22 protein-coding genes and 1 riboswitch are annotated in these 21,387 nt (G+C 32.6%); of the genes, 2 read left to right on the top strand and 20 right to left on the bottom strand.

Annotated features, from left to right (window positions below; all coding sequences use genetic code 11):
* Positions 1-2: 2 nt before the first annotated feature.
* The 3 genes from trxA to JX287_RS02985 are packed head-to-tail and all read right to left on the bottom strand — an operon-like array spanning position 3 to position 1,693.
* Positions 3-320, bottom strand: coding sequence for a thioredoxin TrxA (gene trxA / locus JX287_RS02975; protein WP_003147793.1), 318 nt, complete (start codon positions 318-320; stop codon positions 3-5).
* A gap of 36 nt (positions 321-356) precedes the next feature.
* Entirely contained in the window at positions 357-1,301 is a 945-nt protein-coding gene (gene trxB / locus JX287_RS02980) for a thioredoxin-disulfide reductase (protein ID WP_204641713.1), read from the bottom strand.
* A gap of 23 nt (positions 1,302-1,324) precedes the next feature.
* Entirely contained in the window at positions 1,325-1,693 is a 369-nt protein-coding gene (locus tag JX287_RS02985) for a GrdX family protein (RefSeq protein ID WP_204641721.1), read from the bottom strand.
* 71 nt (positions 1,694-1,764) lie between these two features.
* A riboswitch (glycine riboswitch) is annotated at positions 1,765-1,861 on the bottom strand.
* 396 nt (positions 1,862-2,257) lie between these two features.
* Here JX287_RS02985 and rarD point away from each other — a divergent pair.
* The gene (rarD, locus tag JX287_RS02990; protein WP_204641723.1) at positions 2,258-3,175 is read left to right on the top strand and encodes an EamA family transporter RarD; all 918 of its coding nucleotides are present in this window, start codon (positions 2,258-2,260) and stop codon (positions 3,173-3,175) included.
* A gap of 63 nt (positions 3,176-3,238) precedes the next feature.
* On the opposite strand, the gene JX287_RS02995 is transcribed toward rarD, so the two are convergent.
* The 11 genes from JX287_RS02995 to JX287_RS03050 form a co-directional block, all read right to left on the bottom strand.
* A complete protein-coding gene (locus JX287_RS02995; protein ID WP_204641725.1) occupies positions 3,239-4,117 on the bottom strand; it encodes a sulfite exporter TauE/SafE family protein in 879 nt (292 codons plus the stop codon).
* 13 nt (positions 4,118-4,130) lie between these two features.
* Entirely contained in the window at positions 4,131-5,150 is a 1,020-nt protein-coding gene (locus JX287_RS03000; protein ID WP_204641734.1) for a proline racemase family protein, read from the bottom strand.
* 32 nt (positions 5,151-5,182) lie between these two features.
* Positions 5,183-5,656, bottom strand: a complete 474-nt coding sequence (locus JX287_RS03005) for a glycine/sarcosine/betaine reductase component B subunit (RefSeq protein ID WP_204641736.1) — start codon at positions 5,654-5,656, stop codon at positions 5,183-5,185.
* 14 nt (positions 5,657-5,670) lie between these two features.
* Positions 5,671-6,408, bottom strand: coding sequence for a proline reductase cluster protein PrdD (prdD, locus tag JX287_RS03010; RefSeq protein ID WP_204641738.1), 738 nt, complete (start codon positions 6,406-6,408; stop codon positions 5,671-5,673).
* A gap of 117 nt (positions 6,409-6,525) precedes the next feature.
* Complete coding sequence (prdB, locus tag JX287_RS09025; protein ID WP_271965718.1) at positions 6,526-7,251, bottom strand: D-proline reductase (dithiol) protein PrdB; 726 nt, start codon at positions 7,249-7,251, stop codon at positions 6,526-6,528.
* 18 nt (positions 7,252-7,269) lie between these two features.
* A complete protein-coding gene (locus tag JX287_RS03025) occupies positions 7,270-7,557 on the bottom strand; it encodes a CBO2463/CBO2479 domain-containing protein (RefSeq protein ID WP_204641751.1) in 288 nt (95 codons plus the stop codon).
* 26 nt (positions 7,558-7,583) lie between these two features.
* The gene (gene prdA / locus JX287_RS03030) at positions 7,584-9,515 is read right to left on the bottom strand and encodes a D-proline reductase (dithiol) proprotein PrdA (RefSeq protein WP_204641760.1); all 1,932 of its coding nucleotides are present in this window, start codon (positions 9,513-9,515) and stop codon (positions 7,584-7,586) included.
* A 20-nt stretch (positions 9,516-9,535) separates the two neighbouring features.
* Complete coding sequence (gene prdC / locus JX287_RS03035) at positions 9,536-10,855, bottom strand: proline reductase-associated electron transfer protein PrdC (protein ID WP_275576618.1); 1,320 nt, start codon at positions 10,853-10,855, stop codon at positions 9,536-9,538.
* Between the two features lie 625 nt (positions 10,856-11,480).
* Positions 11,481-11,765 (bottom strand): NUDIX domain-containing protein, encoded by a 285-nt coding sequence (locus JX287_RS03040; RefSeq protein ID WP_204641778.1) that lies wholly within the window; start codon positions 11,763-11,765, stop codon positions 11,481-11,483.
* A 64-nt stretch (positions 11,766-11,829) separates the two neighbouring features.
* Positions 11,830-12,705 carry a UTP--glucose-1-phosphate uridylyltransferase GalU gene (gene galU, locus JX287_RS03045; RefSeq protein ID WP_204641780.1) on the bottom strand — a complete coding sequence of 292 codons (876 nt, stop codon included), beginning with the start codon at positions 12,703-12,705 and terminating at the stop codon, positions 11,830-11,832.
* Positions 12,706-12,966: 261 nt separating this feature from the next.
* Positions 12,967-14,334 (bottom strand): S1C family serine protease, encoded by a 1,368-nt coding sequence (locus JX287_RS03050; protein WP_204641783.1) that lies wholly within the window; start codon positions 14,332-14,334, stop codon positions 12,967-12,969.
* Positions 14,335-14,695: 361 nt separating this feature from the next.
* Here JX287_RS03050 and JX287_RS03055 point away from each other — a divergent pair, with 361 nt between their 5' ends.
* Positions 14,696-15,217: a hypothetical protein gene (locus JX287_RS03055; RefSeq protein ID WP_204641785.1), complete on the top strand. Its 522-nt coding sequence runs from the start codon at positions 14,696-14,698 to the stop codon at positions 15,215-15,217.
* Between the two features lie 95 nt (positions 15,218-15,312).
* Here the strand turns inward: JX287_RS03055 and JX287_RS03060 are convergent, their stop codons facing one another.
* The 6 genes from JX287_RS03060 to JX287_RS03085 form a co-directional block, all read right to left on the bottom strand.
* A complete protein-coding gene (locus JX287_RS03060; RefSeq protein WP_204641788.1) occupies positions 15,313-15,846 on the bottom strand; it encodes a hypothetical protein in 534 nt (177 codons plus the stop codon).
* A 26-nt stretch (positions 15,847-15,872) separates the two neighbouring features.
* Positions 15,873-16,574, bottom strand: coding sequence for a peptidoglycan editing factor PgeF (gene pgeF, locus JX287_RS03065; protein WP_204641796.1), 702 nt, complete (start codon positions 16,572-16,574; stop codon positions 15,873-15,875).
* 56 nt (positions 16,575-16,630) lie between these two features.
* Complete coding sequence (locus JX287_RS03070; protein ID WP_204641798.1) at positions 16,631-17,458, bottom strand: KilA-N domain-containing protein; 828 nt, start codon at positions 17,456-17,458, stop codon at positions 16,631-16,633.
* Positions 17,459-17,714: 256 nt separating this feature from the next.
* Positions 17,715-17,942, bottom strand: a complete 228-nt coding sequence (locus JX287_RS03075) for a KH domain-containing protein (protein WP_204641800.1) — start codon at positions 17,940-17,942, stop codon at positions 17,715-17,717.
* 10 nt (positions 17,943-17,952) lie between these two features.
* Positions 17,953-20,382 (bottom strand): leucine--tRNA ligase, encoded by a 2,430-nt coding sequence (leuS, locus tag JX287_RS03080; RefSeq protein WP_204641811.1) that lies wholly within the window; start codon positions 20,380-20,382, stop codon positions 17,953-17,955.
* A gap of 216 nt (positions 20,383-20,598) precedes the next feature.
* Positions 20,599-21,387, bottom strand: a 789-nt coding sequence (locus tag JX287_RS03085; RefSeq protein WP_239650320.1) for an N-acetylmuramoyl-L-alanine amidase family protein, incomplete at its 5' end; no start/stop codon positions are given.

Here is a 21,387-nt window from a genome sequence, read left to right on the forward strand (position 1 = left end):
TTTTAATAATATTTTTTAATCATAGCTTCAATATTAGGAATAGTTGCATCGTCTTTAGTTACTTCTTCGACTTTGCTACCATCTTTATATATCGCTAATGTTGGTAACCCTAAAACTTTTTGTTTAATCGCAAGTCTTCTTGCTTTTGTTGTATCTAGAGATGTAAATTTGATTTTATCTCCATATGTTTCTGCCAATTTGTGTACATCAGGCATAAGAGCTTTACATGGTTCACAACCTTGGCTCCAGAAGTCTACAAACACATATCCTTCTGCTTCCAATACTTCTTGTTCAAAGTTTTCTTTATTAAGTTCTAACATTTTCTTTTTCTCCTTTTATTATTTTATTTTTAAATTTTATTCAAATTTCTCAGCAATATATTTTTCAGCGCGAATCGCTGCTACAGCTCCATCTGATACCGCAGTAACTACTTGACGGATATCTTTAACACGGCAATCACCAGCTACAAATACACCATCTACATTTGTTTTAGTGTCTTCTCCTGCTTTAATGTAGCCATCTTCTGTCATTTCAACTTTTCCTTCAAATAGTTTTGTTTGAGGAATATATCCGATGAAGAAGAATAATCCCATTGTTCCATCCTCTTCGTCAGCTTCAATTACATATTCTTCACCAGTTATTAAATTTTTCAATCTAATGGCTTCTAAGATTCCATCTCCAATTGCTTCTGTAACTACAGTATTTCCTAAAATTTCAATTTTTGGATTGTTTTTAGCTTTTTCTGCAGTAACTTTTTCACAACGAACATTTTCTCTACGGTATACAATTGTTACTTTACGAGCAAATTTAGTTAAGAACAAAGCTTCTTCTACAGCACTATTAGCTCCACCAACTACATAAACATCAAGGCCTTCGAAAAAGTCACCATCACAAGTTGCACAGTAAGAAATACCTTTACTTTCTAACTCTTTAATTCCTGGTGCGTCTAATTTTCTTGGAGACGCTCCTGTTGCAATAATTACTGTTTTAGCAGTATAATCACCACTTACGCAAGTAACGACTTTTTCATCTCCCTCAAGTTCAACATTAAGAACTTCATCTTGTTTTATTTCAGCTCCGAAACTCTTAGCTTGCTCTACCATTCTTGCTGTTACACGAGGTCCTGTTGGATCTTCTACCGCTCCAGGATAATTTTCAATTAAGTGCGTAATCGCAGCTTGTCCACCATTTTTTGATTTTTCAAGAACCAAGGTACTTAATTTCGCACGTGAAGCATACAAAGCAGCAGATAAACCAGCTGGTCCTGAACCTATAATAATTACATCATAATGTCTACTCATAATTATTCTCCTTTAGTTATTTTTTATAAAATTCTTTTTATCGCATTTAATATTAAATCATAATCGATGACACTAAAATCATCTTTAACCTTATCAGTCCACAAAGGTACTTTTCTATTATTTCTAAATTTCTTGAATGTTAATATCGCCTCTGAGATTAAATTAACCGATGAAACATCTAATACTTCATTTTTTTTAATGAGTACCGATCTGTAGATTGTTTCATTCGGCTTAACACTTCCATATAAAGGATGTGTTACAATTTCCCAGTTATCATGCACATAATCTCTTACTTTTTTCAAGATATCCAGATAATTCACGTCTAAATATTCAACTTCTATATTTTTAAAATTTTCTTTTACAAATTTTGGATTATTAGTAATTAATTTCATAGTCTCTCTCCTAAAAAAATAAAAAACAGAAAGAAAGTTAGCTTTCTCCCTGTTGTCCTACTTCAGAGTTCTGTCCTAGCGCAGTCTTTTTACCTGAGAATTTCATCAATATTTGCCAAATATTAATTTGTACCTTCGGTGACTAATGTCCTCTCCTACACTATTCTTACAGTATATTTCCTTATATTTATATTTTATACTATTTCTCAAATAAATTAAAACGTTTTCTAAAGTTCTATAAAAGAGTTTTTCAAATATATTAATATATACTTTAATAATAATTTATAATTTTTTGAAATATCACTTAGTATTAAAGTATTATTTTCATTTAATTTAAAAAATATATTTGTTTTTTTGAACTGTTAATTTTATAAATTATTATTCTAACACATCTTACATAAAAATATACTAAGATTATTTAAATTATTAAAGATTCATAATAAATATAAAAATAATTCAAATGTTTTTATACGGCTTTGAAAATTCCCATTGAAAAATATTGACATTTTCGTTATACTTAATTTACTACAAAATAGCAGAGAAGGTTTATAAAGGAGGAATAACATGAATAATACTCAAAAAAGTTTAGCAGCAATACTCATATGTTACTTTTCATGGGGACTTTTTCCAATTTATTTTAAACTACTAAAAAGTATAGGAGCTTATGAGGTTCTAGCGATGCGTATTCTATGTTCATTTATTTTTATGATTTTAATAATAGGTGTCGCTAAAAATAAGAAAACAATTTTTGAAGAAATAAAGAAAATATGGGGAAACAAAAAAAGTTTTCTCCTGCTTGTTCTAGCTTCATTTTTAATAACAGGAAACTGGCTAACATATATAATCGCGGTAAATACTAATCATGTATTAGAAGCGAGCTTTGGATACTACTTAAATCCTATAGTTACGATTATTTTAGCTGTGGTCTTTTTAAAAGAAAAATTGACTCGTACACAAACTATAGCTTGTCTCTTTGTTGGAGGGTCCCTATTATATTTATTTATCTCTTTAGGGTCCCTACCATGGATATCTATCATGCTTGCATTTACATTTGGACTTTATAGTCTATGTAAAAAGAAAATTGTACTTAGTCCTAAAGCTGGTCTATTAATTGAAACTGCAATAGTCTCTCCAATAGCATTAGTATATATGGGATATTTATCATCAATCAATTCAATCACATTCCATACCTTTGGAACCGATACATTGATTTATTCACTACTATCTGGGGTAATTACAGCCGTGCCTCTAATGTTATTTGCTAAAGGAGCAACAGCTATACCTCTATATATCCTTGGTATCTTACAATATTTACCGCCTACAATGCAATTTTTTATAGGAATTTTTGTTTACGGAGAAGAATTAAGTATTCAAAAATTAATATCATTCTCTATAATTTGGGTGGCAGTCGCAGTTTTTTGTTACTCAGCAATAATATCAATGAAAAAACAAAATTTAGTTAGTGAAAGTCATAAAAAATAAAAATTTCTAAAACACAAAAAGCGAAGTTTGATTTCTCAAACCTCGCTTTTTACTTTTTTTATATTACACTGCTTTTGAAGCACCTTGTTTAATCATAGAGATACCTGTTACGATAACTACACCAATGATTACCCATGTTAATACTGCAAGTGGCATACTCTTAACTAATGTATAAGCAATAGTTACCCCAATAACACCACCGATTGTGATAGCTACAGAACCAATTCTTGAATAGTTACCAGCTTTAATGAATTCTGGTGAACCGATAGCCATAAGTCCTGCACAAGATCCCATCATAATTGGGAATGCTACTAATGGGCTTAGTCCTAGCATATAAACCATAGCCATACATGGCGCATATAAACCTACACCAGCCATCATAAGAGCTCCAAGAATAAAGTTACCTACAATCCCGATAATAAGTTTAATACCTGTTAATCCAACAGCTTCATTACCAGCTCCAAGAGCTTTTAACCAACCAAGTTGACCTGAAGCCATTAAGAATGCTGTTACGATTAAACACACACCCATAACAAGTTGAATTTTTTTCTCAGGAAGTTTGTTTACTATTCTCGCACCTACTAATGCACCTGCAATAGCTGCAGCAATCATTGAGAATAAAGTAATACCTTCAACTTTCACCCCTGTTAAGAATAATACTGCTTCCATAATAACTGGAATTGTGTGAGCAACGTTTAACGTACCTGGAATTTTTTTGTCAGTGTCTAAGAATTTAGTAACTTTGAACAATAGTGTTGTTGGTGCGAAACTTCCGATACCTAAAGTATCAAAGAAGTCAGTTACTAACCCGATAAGGAATCCGACAACTGGACTTTCTTTACCTAAATCATTTTTGTGTTTTACAAGGTCTACCACTAGAGATGCAAGGAAGAATATCCCTCCAGCTCCTATAATAATTAATAATACTGTTAATAAATCCATATTATTTTCTCTCCTATCCTAATAAGAATCCGTATGTAAGTGAATCATCTGGATCATAAACATAGTTACTGAATCCTAAGATGTAACCAGAACCTGTAATTTCTGGAATAATAGCATCAAAGTCTGCTAATTTACGTTCTTCAACGATTCTACCTTTGAATAATGTACCTAAAATACTTTCGTAAACAAAAGGTTCACCTGGTTTTAATTCACCTTTTGCATATAATGTAGCTAATTTAGCTGAAGTACCAGTTCCACAAGGTGAACGGTCAATGTTTCCATCACCAAATACTACAACATTTTTGAATGTAGCTTCTGGGTGAGATGGTTTATCATAGATTTCAACTAAGTCTACAGTTTTAATGTGAGCTAATGTTGGGTGTTGAATTTCAATATTCGCATTAATAGCGTCACGAATTTTTAATCCAGCTTCTTTTAATTTAGAAGCATTTTCTGGTTTAACTTCTAAACCTAGTTGGTCTGCAGAAATGATACAGAAGAAACTTCCACCAAATGAAATATCAAATTTAACGTGTCCTACTCCTTCTACATCAAGTTCTACATCACGTTTGTATAAGAATGATTCAACGTTTCTGAATGAAACTTCTTTTACTTTAGCTCCATTATCTTTTAATTTAGCAGTTGCATAAATTAATCCAGCAGGTGTTTCTACTACAACTTCTTTTTCAGTAGCACCTTCTTCAACGTCTACCATTCCAGTTTCTACAGCTGCAGTAACTGCTGCGATAGTGTTGTGTCCACACATGTTTAAGTAACCACCAGTATCCATGAATACTAGTCCGAAATCAGCTTCTTCTTTTGTTGGTGGTAATAAGAATGCTCCAAACATATCTTGGTGTCCGCGTGGTTCAAACATTACTGATTTTCTTACATCATCAAGGTGTTCGATAAAGTATTGTTTTTTCTCTACCATATCTTTACCAGGAATTTTTGGAATTCCTGCTGTAACTAAACGAGCAGCTTCCCCTGCTGTATGTGTATCTATAACTGAAATCATTTTATTTAGTTTCATAATAATTCACTCCTTAATTATTGCTTTTGTTGTTATTTGTTATTTGCATCTTGTCTCATTTTTAGTTTTAATAATGCTAATGCCTTTCTAGCATCAGTATAATCAACATTATTTTGACAAACTATCTCTGTTTCTACACCTTCTTCAGATTTATTAAAATCTAAAACGAACTTCGTGTATTGATTTTCAACCACAAATTTATGTTTACCCATAAATTTAAGTCCTACGATAGAAATTCCACGCTCTCCTATTTCAAACATAGTATTAGCATAATCAACATCACTATTTCCCCAACCATCCGCTGAGATAATAGCTCCATCAGTTCTCATTGCTTCTAACCATGTTGCAGCTCGCCATCCTACTAAATGTTTTAAGCGATTATCCTGTGGAGTTCCCACTACAACTACCCCTTGAAAATCAATATCTGGATCACTTGCTAGTACATCTAATAATGGATCTCTAAAGTGGTGTAAGCTTGTTTCTTTTGTAGATGGTCCGATACCCATAATAACACCTCTTTCTATACCATTGCTCTTATCGCACCATCGCGATATTCATTAGCTGTTAGTAGCACTGGCATATTGTTCATATCTATAATAGAAATACCTTTATCTATTCCACTAGGTTCTATTGGGAATAACTGATTATCATACATCATCCCTTGTCCTGCAACTTCTTTAACTAAAGCTACTTTAGGTTTTCCAGAATTTTTTGGATTATAAAATTCGTGAACTTCATCAGCATCGCGTCCGCTAAGAACTTTCATCACTTCTCTTATATTTTGTAAATATACATCTGATAATTCAAAAATAGAAAATGCTAAAGCCCTATCGAAATCCACATCTGATTTAATAATAACATCTATATGTATTAAATAATCATTATCAGTTGGAGAACCTGCTTTATTCAGCACAAGTTGCTCCTTTAAAATACCTTCTGAAGAACCAAATTCATGCATTTGTTCTCCTTTAGTATTCGCACCTGTTAGTAACATGTAAACCCCTGTTAAAGTATGCGTAATCCCTTCACCAAGTCTTCCTAAAACCTTTGTAGATATAGGAACTATATCCATTATAGTATTTACATAGAAGTCATGTTCTCGAGGTTTTATTACTTTCACCTCTACGCTTTCAAATATATTTTTATCATATTCAATCTCTGTTGGAATAATAAGTTCATTGTTTTCAATTTTAACTTTTTTCCCTAAAACAACATTTTTTATGTGAAATGCTTTTATTTGCAATCTCTCTTTTGACATAACTATCAATCCCTTACTATTTTATTTACTGTATTAATACAGTTTGTAAGTTGTTTACTAGTACAGATATTTCGTTAAAAAAGAAGAGGGACACCCGTCCCTCTTCTGATATTTCTCCTACACGTGAGCAATATACTCAAATGGAAGAGGAACTATTTTACCTGAACTTGGTATTTTAATTAGTTGCTCTAATGTTGCTTTTAGAATTTGTGTTTGTTGCTCAACGTTTCCTGGTTCCCCAGCGTTAGCACCCATTGGTACAAGTGGTGCAACGGCTCTAGGAGTACCGTTTTGACGCACTACTGGAGGTAGTGCTGCTATTAAGATTGTTGGAATACCTGCTTCCTCAATTGCTCTCTGCACGATCACGGCAGTTCTGTGACAAGTACCTCAACCAGCAGTTAAAATAACTGCATCAACATTTTCTTCTTTTAATTTTTTAGCAATCGCTGGCCCTGTAGAGTTTGTGAAAGCCTCTTGGTCTCCACCACCACCCATGAAACCATAGTGGAATTCTGCTACACTACCGATGAAACCTTCTTTTGCAAGTTCGTGTAATCTATCGATTGGGAACATACAGTTGATGTCTCTGTTAGCATCAGCGTTATCATATCCACCGTGTGATACCATAAGATCTGTACTGTGTGCAGTATCTGGGATTTCACGGAATGTAGTATCCCCTGCTAAGTTAAATCTTTTATCTGTTTTTAAGTGAACTCCTGCTGCTGTAGCTAATGCTACTTTCATATCTTTTAACTCTTTAGTTACTGGAGCCCAAACTGGTTTTGGTGTAATAGGTACAAAAATTTCTGATTGTAAACCTTCAAATATCGTTAATGACATTCTAATTTCTCCTTCCTACTATTCTTCATTTAGTCTGTTTTTTACTTCTTCTTGTAATTTTTTTGTATTTAATATTGCATTTACATAATGTTCGTCAGGTTCTTCGCTTATAACTTCTGGATAACTTAGTAAAAATGCTACCTCTTGGCCAATTTTTACTGGATAATCAGAAATTAACATTCTCATAGGAATTTTAAATTGCCCTAAGCGTCCTTTAATGTCTATCGTAACGCTAGCATCGTTATGATCAACAATCACCCCTTCGAACACTCTTTCTGTAGATGCATATTTTAGTTTTTCAATCATAACTTACTTCCTATCCTCTTTAAAAATTAATCTTCTTTTTCGTAGATTTCTTGACGTTTTTTAGATTTTGGTAATACTTGTTCGTTATCAAGTAATTCTACTTTTTGTCCTGTAGTTTTTTCAATAACTTCTACGTTATTTAATTTAACGTTAGGATTCCATTTTCTTTCAGCTTTTTTAATTGTTCCGCCACCCATTTGTGTTTTAAGCATTGCTAAAGCACGGATAGCATCTTCTTTACATAATGTATTGTTTGAAAGAATTTCGTTTTCAATACCTTGTTTAGATTTGTTGTTATCAACCATAGCTGTCATGTATTCGTTACCTACTACAAGAGCACCTTGTACTGCTGAGTAAGTCATACCAACTACTGATACTCCACGTTTACCGATTTCTTCAATGTGTGAAGCGAAGTCGATGTGGTTGTTACCAAATCCTTCAGTTGTTACGATAGCACCATCGATGTCCATTGCTTCGATAGTCATACCTACACGTTTAGATACATAGAATTTTTCTGAGTTAGCTTGAGGTGATCCAACTAATAATACCCCTACTAAGTCGATTTCTTCATCAGCCATTGCTTCAAGTACTAACGGTTCACGGTAGTAGTGACGAGAAGTTTCTTTAGAAGCTGGTCCAATACAAGTTAATGCGTGGATACCACCGTCTAAAATTTCTGTTGGCGCAAGCATTACTGGTAAGTTACCAAGGTCAACGTTTGGTTTAGCACCAAGTGTTCCAACTGGTTCTACTGGTAAAATTAAGTTATCGTGCATAGCACCTTGTCCCATGATTTCTTTAACGATTAATACTTTTTTGTTTCCTGGGTGACGATATTGTTCAATATTGATGTTTCCAACTACTAGGCTTTCATCATCTAATTCTTTAAGAGCTTTACGAATTTCTTCTGTAATGTGGTCGAATGCTTTGTGAGCTGCTAATGGTCCTGGACGTTCCATGTTAGCTCCTGCTTTAATTGTAACTTGACCTTTAATGAAGATTTCACCTTTATCTGGAGCTCCTGGACGTCCCCACATAATGTTACGTTCTAATTCACCTTCAGAAGAACCGAATTCCCCGATTTGAACTCCGTTAGCATCAGTTCCTGTAAGAACCATTACTACACCTTTAAGTTCACGAGTAATACCATGACCAAGGTCTCCTTCTTCTTTAACAGCGATTGGTTGAACGTCCATGATTGTTTCACTGTAAGTGTCATATTTATCAGGAGTGATAATTTCTAATTTAACACTTTCTACTAAGGCTTCTGATTCAGCTGCTTCTTTACATAAATCTTCTGCTGTTCTTAAAACTAAAGTAGTTCCTTTAATTTCTGTTTTTTCACCAAATTCTACTTTGTCGATTTTGTAGTGTTTAGTGTGTAGAGAACGAATAAATTTAGGTTCTCCTTCGTGTTTTTCTTCCACTTTAGCTGCTACTGCTTCTGCTTTTGCTGCTTCAACAGCTTTGGCTTCCACTGCTTGAACTGGAGCTTGTGCTACTGGAGCTGCTTGTCCACCGATAGCTGCTAATGGAATTTCAAGGTTGATGTTTTCACCTTTTCCGATTTGAAGTTTTAATACTCCCGCTGGAGCTTGCGTTTGAGCTACCGGTGTAACCGGAGCTACAGGCGCAACTGGTGCGCCAACTTCAGCTACTGGAGCTTCTACTACTTCTTCTTTTTCTTCTACTTTTTCTTCTCCACCTTGTACGGCATCAATGATACCTGGTGTAATAGGTATTAGAGCGTCTGTTGTTTTTAATAATTTGGCTCCTAATACTTGTCCAATTGTTAATGCATCGTCTGGGAATGATAGTAAACCTGAATCCACTAAATCATCGAATAATCCTGGATCTTCTAAGTTTTCTGGACTAATTACGATACCTTCCTCAGCTCTGCAACAAAATACCGCTTTATCATTTAAGTGCTCTTTTGCAGTTTCTACTGTAATTGACATTACTTCTAACCTCCAACTAATTATTTATTATTATGTAATTCTAAGCTTTTATAGCTTCTGTATAAATGATGGTCAGTGGCACGAAGTACATGATCGGTACTATGATAAACTTTTACTCCTAACCTAGGAGCTACACCTGTCACGGTGTTAGTTCAATCCTGACAAGTACCAGTAATGACTGCTTTCGCACCATCTTTTTTCATCTTCAATACTTTTTCCGCTTGCCCTGGACAAATACCAGGTAATTCACAACGTAATCTTCCATTTTTATCAGGAGTCATACGTTTACACATCTGAACAGATACAACTTCTGCACCCATTCCATCAGCTATTTGTCTCAAGCGTTCTTCTTGTGCTCCACATTCACAAATAAGTATTCCTACTTTTTCTTTTTCTTGTGGATATGGCATTGCTACAAGTAAACCACCTGTTGTCTTGTTGATTGGCTCTGTTTCTAATGCGGGGCGTCCTGTAAACGGTCCTCCACGCACTATTTCTCCGTGTGGATAAATATAACCACCGGCTTTTTCTATAAATACGCTTATTGGTAATCCAATTGGGACGTCTAAGAAAACGCCTGGATTTTGGACACGACCACCAACAGTAATATCTTTATCAATCAGTGGTTTATCTTCTTCAATTGCTTCTACTACACGTTTAATAGTTTCCACATTCGAAATAATTGCATTTGCTTCTAGTGGCAATTGCCCTGGTTTTAAGATTACACCAAGTGTTTCTCTTACGATAACTCGTTCGTCACCGGCAGGATACATATTAGGCAAAATTTTAATACTAATATTAGGCTCATTTTTACAAGCTTTACCTAATGCTAGCATTGCTTTACGATATTTTGTTTTAATAGCAATGTATCCTTCTTTCGCACCAGTTAATTCAACTATGTATTTTAAACCTCTTACTAAAGCTTCTGGATTTTCTTCCATGAATTTTACGTTATGACCTAAGATAGGTTCACATTCTGCTGCATTCGCAATAACGTATCCACCAGGAATTTGTGCAGACAATTTAATCCCAGTTGGGAAACCTGCCCCACCAACTCCAACGATACCAGCATCTTTAATTTTTTGAAGTTTATCATCAGTTTTCTCTAATCTAACATAGTCATCAGTTTGTTCTTTATCCAATTTAACGATTATTTCCATATCGTTAATTTCTTCTACAACACCTGATAAACTAGTGTGAATATTTGCTCCTAACCCATTGGGGGTTGCTACTAGTTGACCACGTTTAACATGATCGCCTACATTTACAATTGGTTGACAAGGACCACCGACGTGTTGTTTAAGTGGAATATTGATTTTTTCAACATCAAACTCTAACATTACTTTTTCCTCCTTTCTTTAAAATTTGTTTACAAGCAGTAGTTCCAAACTTCTACTACATTTATTGTATAACAGTATATAACTTTTTGTAAAGGTTTATTTTATTAAAAAAACAATATATATTTAAATTTTTTTATATAAATATTACGTTTTTCATACAGAATGTTAGTAAGAAAGGATTTTCATTCTAATTTTTTTAAAATTTTTATTTAGTCAATTTATATCTAATTGAAATGCGTTATCAATTTATATAATCTCAAATCTGATTCATATGTATACATTTGCATCCGTAAATATTTTAATTTTATCATACTTGCTGTATATATATACTTAGTTTAATTTTACTCTTTTTATGTAGCGAATCTTTTTTTAAAAAAACTTCATAAAACCTACATTTTACATACTTTAAAATAATATAAGTTCTTTTACTTAGTATAAATTAGGTGTTCCAACTGTATTACAAAAGATGTCCGTACAAATTCATATAAAAACTATAACACATAAAAAATACCCCTTTCTCTGGTTTGTCCAGTAAAAGGGGTACATATCAGTCACCCCCGCAAAGTTTATTAGATATCTAAAAAGCTTTCACAAAGCGAATTTAGATATCAATAAACCACTGCGTCTAATGAGTTCTCATATGAACTTTGTTAAGTTTTAGGTCTTTTGGGTCAGCCCCTCCCTCTTCTACAAATACATCATAAACTCTGCAATTATCATAAGAGTTTACTTTATACCCTGTTTCTTCTAGAAATTCCCTAACTAAAATTTCGGTAAATCCTTCACTAGTTTTTTGACTACCTCCTAGTAAATCATATCTATTCTTATAAGGTCCCCTTGCCTTTTTTATACACAATACTTTATTATCTATTAAACATACACCATACACGCCTAAATAATCAATAATCATATTACCTCTTGAAATATAATAAAATGATGCAAACCTTGTTTAAATCTGCATCATTTCTTGTTTATTATTCTAATTCTGCTAATTTTTGTTTTAGATAAGGTACTAACTCATCTTTAAGATCGCTCTTAAGGGCAAAATCAATAGTTGTCTTAACAAATCCGATTGTTTCACCTACATCATAACGTTTACCTTGGAAATCGTAAGCATAAACATTTTCTTCTTCATTTAACATTTGGATAGCATCAGTTAATTGAACTTCTCCACCAACACCTACTTGCTTCTTAGCTAAGTGTTTGAAAATCCCTGGGTTAAGAACGTATCTTCCCATGATAGCTTGGTTAGACGGTGCTGTTCCTGGTGCTGGTTTTTCTACAAATGTTTCAACTTCATATAAATGACCATCTTGTCCTTTAGGTGCAATTACACCATATCTATGAGTTTGATCTTTTGGAACAGTTTGAACCCCGATTACAGAACATCCAGTTTCTTCAGCTTTATCAATAAGTTGTTTAATTGCTGGATACTCATCGTTAATTACTACGTCATCTCCTAGTAATACCGCAAATGGTTCGTCTCCAATGAAACTACGCGCTGTTAAGATCGCATCACCTAAACCTGCCATTTCTTTCTGACGTACATAGTGAATATTCGCTAGCTGAGTTGGATATTTCACCTTTTCCAACATCGCTAACTTTCCTTTATTCTCTAATTCTACCTCTAGTTCAACATTTCTATCGAAATGGTCTTCGATGGCTCTTTTTTGTTTTCCTGTAACAATAATTATATCTTCAATTCCAGCTTTTACCGCTTCTTCCACTATGTATTGAATAGTAGGAGTATCGATAATAGGTAGCATTTCTTTTGGTAGTGCTTTAGTTGCAGGTAGGAATCGTGTACCATATCCTGCAGCAGGAATAATCGCTTTTCTAACTTTTTTCATATATTCACCTATATTCTTTTCTTATAATTTTACAAACTAATGATAACATATTTTCGTGATTTTGGCAAATTTTTCTTCACTTTTCAAACTATATACATAACATTTTTTATTTCAGCATCCCTACACATCTCTAACTCAAAACACTGATATTATGTTAATTTAAAACTTCCATAATAAAAATAACGTTATCTTTCGAACATTTTACAAACAAGAATTTAATAGAACTTGAAACAGAGAATTCTATTCCAAGTTCTAATTATTTTATCTTGTATTTAACGCTTGAACTACAACACTTGTTGTAGTTTCTTTACCATTTCTATAGTAAGTTACTTTAACAGTATCACCTATTTTTGTTTTTTCAAATAGATATTTTCTAACTGCAGCAACATCCTTAACATCTTCTCCATTTAATTTTGTGATAATATCATATTTTTCTATCCCTGCTTGTGCAGCTGGTGTACCATTTTCAACAAATCTAACTACGACACCTTGCTTACCTTCATAATTTAATTGCGATTTCAATGTATCGCTATCAACCGTATTTACAGATACTAATTGAACACCTAGAGCTGGACGAATTACTTTACCTGCTTGTTCTAATTGTTCTGTTATAATTTTAACCTCATTAGAAGGTATTCCAAATCCTATACCTTCGGCACTTACGTTCGCTGTCGCTTTTGCTATTTTTGATTCATTAATTCCGATAAGTTTACCTTCATTATTAATCAGCGCTCCACCAGAGTTACCTGGGTTTATAGCCGCATCAGTCTGAATTACTGTTTGGTTCCAGTCATTTTTACCATCACCATCAACATCCATAGGAATTTGTCTATTTACAGCAGATACTATGCCTTTTGTTACAGTATTTGATAAGTTAACATCAAGAGGAGATCCGATAGCAAATGCTGTTTCTCCTACTGCAATTTTATCACTATCAGCAAAGTCCATTGTAGTTGTCACATTATCACCACTAATTTTTAGTACAGCTAAGTCTGTCCATACATCAGTTCCAACAACTTCTGCATTAACATTAGTTCCGTCACTCAAAATTACCGATAATTTCTTAGCTCCATTCACTACGTGGTTATTAGTCACTACATAAGCGGTATTACCAGATTTTTTATAAATAACACCACTTCCGCTAGATGCTGGTTTTAATTCACTAGAATTACTAGAATCACTTCCTGATTTTCTTGAATTTCCTCCTAAAATTGACTCAAGATTATTGTTAGAGTTACTTTGATAGTTTACGATTGAAACTACAGCGTCCTTCGCTTTTGAAATTGCATTTACTGTAATTTGTTGATTATCTTTATCTTCTTTCGTAGCAGTTACCGAAGAATTCAATGCTTTTCCAGTTCCCATTACAGCTTGCGCTCCAAATACACTAGTAGCTCCAAGTGCAAATGCTGCAAAGACAGTTAAGAATAATTTTCCATAATTATTCTTTTGCGGTGCAGCTACCTGCTCATTATTCATTCCCTGTAAATTTTCAAAATTATTATATTGAGAATTATCAATATTATCATAATTTTGATAACCTTGATAATTATTCTGTTCGTTATAATTTTCCTGATTATTTAAATCTTGTAAATTTTTATTATTTTGGTTGTTATTTCTATTTTCCATAAAAATCCTCCTTTTGATTTTTATTCTATCATTAAAAATTTTAAAATTAATTTTTACATTTTTATCATATCAAAATCAACTTAAACAAAGTTTAAAGAAAACTTTAAATGTAATTAATATTTTTTTACACCTACTATTCTCTCTACTTCTTATAGAAAAATGCTTAATATTATAAAACTCCTAAATTAATCAGCCTTTAGACATTATTAGAAACAGACAATATACAATAAATCTCAACTGGAAATTAAAACTTCTCACATAGTTCCTTGTTTATAATCTATCTTAATGTTATAATTCTATATATAAATTATATGAAAAAAATAAGAAGGATGCAACATTTGTTGCTTGATAAGAGAACTATATGAAAACACAAAGATACATTACATTAGCTAGCATACTTGCTCTAATTTTCACATTCCTATACACATTTAATATAAACTTTGATCTTAGTAAACAACTGAATCTTGCCAACTTAGCAATTACTTTGATAGTTTTAATTTTATGGGTATTATCTGGTTATATATTATTAATTAAAGATATTTTTACAATTACAGAAAAAGAACGAAATGGAATCACATTGATATTGGTATTATTAGCGATTATATTCTTCTACTATAATCCATTTCCAAATCCAGAAAGTTTTTACATTACTATACCTAGAGTTGTATATTTTATTCTAACAATAATAATATTTTTCTTACTTATTATTGCTTTTTGGAAAGAAAATCTTACACCACTAATATCAGCAATCTTTATTCCATTCAGTATTCAAAGCTACTTAGTAAATATTAAAGAAATTACACAATACACAAGCTACACTCTTTACATAATAATTTTCTTTATAGCTATAGCTTACACATTAAATTACTTTAGAGGAAAATAAAATTAGAGTAATAAATTATGCTATAAAATAAATTCATTAAATACAAAACAATAATCTTCAAACATACAAGTCAAAATATGTTTGAAGATTATTTTTTATACTAATACTATATATTTTTTACAAATATCCGCAAAGAAACTTTGAACATCGCCTGCTTTTAACATAGCTTCTTGTTCTTCATCTACAATATAGTTCTCACTAACTTCCATAACCGCAAGAAGTCGTTTGAATGTATCAGCGAACAATGCTTCATCCTCATTTAATAGATAATTAAAGTTTTGTTCAGCAAAAAATGGAACGAACACCTCTCTAAAGGCACCTTGACGTATTCTACCAATAAGTTTTTCTCCACTAGCAGTAACGAATAAATCACCTTGTTTCTCTACAAATTCCTTCGCCTTTATATGACTAGAAAAAATTTGGAATCCTTCCGCCTCTTTATACTCTCTAAAAACTGGAATTTTTAATCCTTGTTCTTCATAAAGAGCTTTATCTATTATTACGAAAACCTCTTCTAAATCCCAAAATTCTTTTGCTATATAATAAAATGCTACACGCCATCTACTATCACTTTTTGGCAATCTCTTAAATGTAGCTGTTTGTTCAACTAATTTAATATCTTTTTCCAATATTGTTTCCTCTATTCTATATGAATTTAATCTATTTGAATTATTGTTCCGATACGTTTTGGAGTAGCATTGTCTAATCTATATGAGAAGAATCTATCATTATCTCTAACCGTACAGAAATCAATAATTTTGATGTTATCTTCTAGTATACCACATTTTTTCAACAATTCTTTATTCAATTTCCATAAATCTAAATAATATTTACCATCATTTTCTTTATAATAATTCGGCACTTCTAAAGCAGCGAATTTCTCTATAAGATCATAAGAAACTTCATAGTTATCAACACTAACCGACGGCCCTATAATAGTCTTAATATTTTCTACTTTACAATTATATTTATCCGTCATGATATTTACCATTTCCCCGGCAATATTTCCATATGTTCCTCGCCATCCTGCATGAGCTAAGGCGACAACACCTTGCTTTTTATCATAGAATACTACAGGTACACAATCAGCAGTAAAAATCAATAGCGATGTCGCAGCCAAATTAGTAATTAACCCATCAGCTTCCTTCCCGTTCTCATTAATATCAGAATCTGATTCAACAATACGCACATCCGCTCCGTGAACTTGTGTGTTAAAGACTATATTATTATGATTAAATCCATATTCATCAGAGAATCTTTTCATATCCTCACTATTTTTCGCATCAACCTTTCTATTAGTGAATGCTATTCTTATATTCTCATCATTAACTAAATATCCATCAACTATCTCTATCATGTGACCTCCTTTTTAAATACTCTTTATACATACATCATTTCAAAATTAGAATAGATTTATTTTAATTTTTTCAGTTCCTGTAATGCTTTTTGATTATTTTTTATTAATATATTTTGTTGCTCTATTGCAATTTCATTTAATTTTTGTAATCTAATTTCAGACGATATTCCTGATTTTAACATATCGGCATTTAATATTTGTAAATTATTCATTATCATTAACTGCTCAATAGTAGAGTTATCTCTTAAATTCCCTTCTTTTTCAGGATATTTGTTTTTAAATTCTTTTGCAGTCATTCCGTATAACGCCATATTTAAAATATCAGCTTCGCTTGCATACTTATGTCTTATTTGTGTAGTAGTAAGTGTAGGTGTAATTAAGTTATTTTTTATTGCATCTGTATGAATAGTATAGTTTAATTTTGAAATATATCTATTAGTTTGCCATTCTAATTTATTTTTATATGATTCTTCCTGTTTTAATCTTTGATAATCTTGAATAATATATAATTTAAACTCTGGAGAAATCCAAGAAGCAAATTCAAACGCAATGTCCGAGTGTGCGTAAGTTCCCCCATATCTACCCGCTGTTGATTTTATCCCTATTGCATTTGTTGTTTCTATCCATTTTTTAGGAGACATTAAGAAACTGTTAAGACCTGCTTCACTTTTAAACTGGTCGAATTCGACCAGTTTAAAATTTAGATTATTCATTTTTTCCCAAGCACCTAAAAACTCTAGAGTATTTCTATTTCTTAGCCAATTTTTTATAATATCAGCAGGATTTTCTGAGCTTTTATATTTTGCAATGTCAGTTAAGCTGATATAATCAGTATCTGAAGTTAGTAATGCTATTTCATTACCGTTAGCTTTAATTTTTACCATTTTATAGTCCTTCCTTTATATTTAATTATACCTTTCTAATATTTAATATTTTCTTTATCGGATGAAGCTTACAATATAATTATACTCTCCTATCATCCGTTTTTAAAATCAATTCTTCTCTCAACTAATTATACTATATCCATTTTAAAATTTAAATAAATAGTAGTCCATATCCCACTAGCTAAACTTCGATTCTACCAAACAAAATAGGAATCTGAAAAATATCTATCTTTCAGACTCCTACTTAACATTTATCTTATTCTTCTACTAAATCTAAGTAAACTTTTTTACTAAATGTTGTTGAATTTAGCACAGTACGGATTGCGCTAATTACTGTACCTTTTTTCCCTATTATACGCCCACAATCTTCTGGGTGTACTGTTAAAATGTAGTGTTCGCGTGCATTTTTAACAAATTTTTCGATTTTAATTTCATCTTTATGCTCAACAATCTCACTAACAATACTATAAATTAATTCTTCCATGTGTCTCTCCTTATTTAGCTACGATATTAACTAATCTTCCAGGAACTACAATTACTTTTATAACTTGTTTTCCTTTGATTAATTCTTTTACTTCTTCATTAGCTAGAACGATTTGCTCTAATTCAGCTGGTGTTAAGCCTTTCTTAACATCTAATTTAGCTTTAACTTTACCCATAAGTTGAACTACGATTTCTACAGTATCACTTACAAGTTTGCTCTCATCAAATGTTGGCCATGGTACATATGAAATTGACTCAGTATTACCATAAACTTCCCACATTTCTTCAGCAAGGTGAGGTGCAAATGGTGCAAGAAGTTGGATAAATCCTAACGCATATTTACGAGGGATGTATTCAGCTTTGTAACAGTCATTTACAAATACCATAAGTTGAGAAATAGCTGTATTAAATCCTAGAATTTCAATATCTTCTGAGACTTTCTTAATAGTGTAGTTATAGCTTACTTCTAATTCTGAATTATCTTTGTCTTGAACCTTATCATTTACTTTTCCAGTTTCTTCATCAACGAATAGACGGTATACTCTATCTAAGAAACGACGAGATCCATCAAGTCCATTTTCACTCCATGCGATTGAAGCATCTAATGGCCCCATGAACATTTCATAAACACGTAATGTATCAGCACCGTGAGATACGATAATATCATCAGGGTTAACAACATTACCTTTAGATTTAGACATTTTTTCCGGACGACCATCTTTACCTTCAGCAAGAATCATACCTTGGTTAAATAGTTTTTGGAATGGCTCACGACTTGGTACTAAACCTAAATCATAAAGTACTTTGTGCCAGAAACGAGCATATAATAAGTGAAGTACAGCATGCTCTGCTCCACCGATATAAACATCTACAGGTAACCAGTATTTTAATTTCTCTGGATCAGCAAACATTTCATCATTATGTGGATCAATGTAACGTAAGTAGTACCAACAAGAACCGGCCCATTGAGGCATTGTGTTAGTTTCACGTTTACCTTTTTTACCAGTCTCAGGATCTACTACATTTAACCACTCTTCAATATTAGCAAGTGGAGATTCTCCAGTTCCTGATGGTTTAATGTTGTCAGTTTCTGGAAGTAATAGTGGAAGTTCACTATCAGGTACAGTAGTCATAGTACCATCTTCCCAATGAATAATTGGAATTGGTTCTCCCCAGTAACGTTGTCTTGAGAATAACCAGTCACGTAGTTTGTATGTAACTTTACTACGTCCAACTTTATTTTCTTCTAAAAATTCAATTACTTTTGAGATAGCTTCTTCGTTGTTTAATCCATTGATAAAGTCAGAATTAATGTGTTTACCATCACCGTAGAATGGTACAACAACTTCTCCATTATCTTCGATAACAGCTTTGATTGGTAGGTTAAACTTAGTCGCAAATTCATAGTCACGCTCATCGTGCGCAGGAACAGCCATAACAGCTCCAGTTCCATAGCTTGCTAGAACGTAGTCTGCAATCCAAAGTTCTACTTTTTCACCATTTATAGGGTTAATCGCATAAGCTCCTGTGAATACTCCTGTTTTATCTTTGTTAAGATCTGTTCTTTCAAGGTCAGACTTACGTTTAACGATATCAAGATACTCCTCAACAGCCGCTCTTTGATCTTCTGTAACGATTTCTTCAACAAGTTTGTGTTCAGGTGCAAGTACACAGTAAGATACACCAAATACAGTATCAGCACGCGTAGTAAATACTGTGAACTCTTTATCAGTTCCTTCAATTTTGAAGTCAATCTCAGCACCAACAGATTTTCCAATCCAGTTACGTTGCATAGCTTTAAGACTTTCTGGCCAATCAAGAATATCTAAATCATCTATAAGTTGCTCTGCATACTCAGTAATTTTAAGTACCCATTGGCGCATTGGACGACGCTCTACAGGGTGTCCTCCACGCTCAGATTTACCATCGATAACCTCTTCGTTAGAAAGAACTGTTCCTAATGCCGGACACCAGTTTACAGGCACTTCATCAACATAAGCAAGTCCTTTTTCATAAAGTTTTTTGAAAATCCATTGAGTCCATTTGTAATACTTAGGATCTGTTGTATTTACTTCACGATCCCAATCATAAGAAAATCCTAATTCTTTAATTTGACGACGGAACGTATCAATGTTAGTTTTTGTAAAATCTCTTGGGTCATGCCCTGTATCTAAAGCATATTGCTCTGCTGGCAAACCAAACGCATCCCATCCCATTGGGTGAAGTACATTATATCCATTTGCTCTTTTATATCTACTTAAGATATCAGTAGCTGTATACCCTTCTGGATGACCTACGTGAAGACCAGCCCCTGATGGATAAGGAAACATATCTAACGCATAAAATTTCTCTTTACTGTGATCATCTGACGTCTTAAATGTCTTATTTTCTTCCCAATATTTTTGCCATTTTTTTTCAATAACTCTGTGGTTATATACCATAATTTAAGCCCACTCCTTCGCTTTCAAGTTCTTTAACTTATAGTATACCAATTTTAAAGACTTTTAGCAACAACTGTTATAATTTAATATGAATTTATTGATATAATTTAACACATAAAAATGAGGATACCTCATAAAAAACGATTTTTACAAATCAAAATTTTTGAGATACCCTCATTATAATATTTTATACTTTATTAAATAATAGCATTAAACTTATTTATAGTATTCTACGATTCCATTAACAATACCATCGGCAAGTTTTTCTTGATACTCATTAGTCTTAATTTTATTTGCTTCCTCTTGATTGTCTATGAATCCTAATTCAACTAAGATTGATGGAATAGATGTTTCTCGAAGTACTGCAAATGTTTCTCTTTTTACGCCTCTGTCGTATGCTCCTGTTTTACTTACTAGACTTTGTTGTATTTTCTGTGCTAATTTTCTACTCTTTTCTAGTCTTTCTGGGTCATTATGTTTATCCTTATTTATAGCAGGAGTATACTCTGGGCGAGCCTTATAATAATAAGTTTCTATACCATAAGAAGCTCCTCTACCTCCAGCATTAAAATGAATACTTAAAAACATATCCGCATTAGATTTATTTGCTTGATCAGCACGACTTACTAAACCTACATCTTTATCAGTATTTCTACTTGTTAGTACTGAATAACCTAAAGAAGCAAGACGACTACTCACTTTATTATATACACTAAGGGTTAAATCTTTTTCTCTTAAACCATTACTAACCGCACCTGAATCACTTCCACCGTGTCCAGGATCTAAGAAAATAGCACGTTTTGTGTTTTTGTTCTCTTCTTTAGCGATAGCATATTTACCATTTACAAAGTGATGGGCTCCCGCGTTGTCTTTTCCATATCCTGTAAATTTCTTACCGTTTTGGAAGAAGAACCAATCTGTTCCATCGTCATACCACCAGTTTGCATATTTCCCATTTACAAAGTAATGTGTTCCCGCGTTATCTTTTCCATATCCTGTTAATTT

The organism is Gemella haemolysans (genome assembly GCF_901873445.1).
GTDB lineage: Bacteria > Bacillota > Bacilli > Staphylococcales > Gemellaceae > Gemella > Gemella haemolysans_C.

Excerpts from the sequence above, each read along its gene's own strand:
- trxA (WP_003147793.1), bottom strand. The coding sequence starts at position 320 with ATGTTAGAACTTAATAAAGAAAACTTTGAACAAGAAGTATTGGAAGCA.
- trxB (WP_204641713.1), bottom strand. The coding sequence starts at position 1,301 with ATGAGTAGACATTATGATGTAATTATTATAGGTTCAGGACCAGCTGGT.
- JX287_RS02985 (WP_204641721.1), bottom strand. The coding sequence starts at position 1,693 with ATGAAATTAATTACTAATAATCCAAAATTTGTAAAAGAAAATTTTAAA.
- rarD (WP_204641723.1), top strand. The coding sequence starts at position 2,258 with ATGAATAATACTCAAAAAAGTTTAGCAGCAATACTCATATGTTACTTT.
- JX287_RS02995 (WP_204641725.1), bottom strand. The coding sequence starts at position 4,117 with ATGGATTTATTAACAGTATTATTAATTATTATAGGAGCTGGAGGGATA.
- JX287_RS03000 (WP_204641734.1), bottom strand. The coding sequence starts at position 5,150 with ATGAAACTAAATAAAATGATTTCAGTTATAGATACACATACAGCAGGG.
- JX287_RS03005 (WP_204641736.1), bottom strand. The coding sequence starts at position 5,656 with ATGGGTATCGGACCATCTACAAAAGAAACAAGCTTACACCACTTTAGA.
- prdD (WP_204641738.1), bottom strand. The coding sequence starts at position 6,408 with ATGTCAAAAGAGAGATTGCAAATAAAAGCATTTCACATAAAAAATGTT.
- JX287_RS03025 (WP_204641751.1), bottom strand. The coding sequence starts at position 7,557 with ATGATTGAAAAACTAAAATATGCATCTACAGAAAGAGTGTTCGAAGGG.
- prdA (WP_204641760.1), bottom strand. The coding sequence starts at position 9,515 with ATGTCAATTACAGTAGAAACTGCAAAAGAGCACTTAAATGATAAAGCG.
- JX287_RS03040 (WP_204641778.1), bottom strand. The coding sequence starts at position 11,765 with ATGATTATTGATTATTTAGGCGTGTATGGTGTATGTTTAATAGATAAT.
- galU (WP_204641780.1), bottom strand. The coding sequence starts at position 12,705 with ATGAAAAAAGTTAGAAAAGCGATTATTCCTGCTGCAGGATATGGTACA.
- JX287_RS03050 (WP_204641783.1), bottom strand. The coding sequence starts at position 14,334 with ATGGAAAATAGAAATAACAACCAAAATAATAAAAATTTACAAGATTTA.
- JX287_RS03055 (WP_204641785.1), top strand. The coding sequence starts at position 14,696 with ATGAAAACACAAAGATACATTACATTAGCTAGCATACTTGCTCTAATT.
- pgeF (WP_204641796.1), bottom strand. The coding sequence starts at position 16,574 with ATGATAGAGATAGTTGATGGATATTTAGTTAATGATGAGAATATAAGA.
- JX287_RS03070 (WP_204641798.1), bottom strand. The coding sequence starts at position 17,458 with ATGGTAAAAATTAAAGCTAACGGTAATGAAATAGCATTACTAACTTCA.
- JX287_RS03075 (WP_204641800.1), bottom strand. The coding sequence starts at position 17,942 with ATGGAAGAATTAATTTATAGTATTGTTAGTGAGATTGTTGAGCATAAA.
- leuS (WP_204641811.1), bottom strand. The coding sequence starts at position 20,382 with ATGGTATATAACCACAGAGTTATTGAAAAAAAATGGCAAAAATATTGG.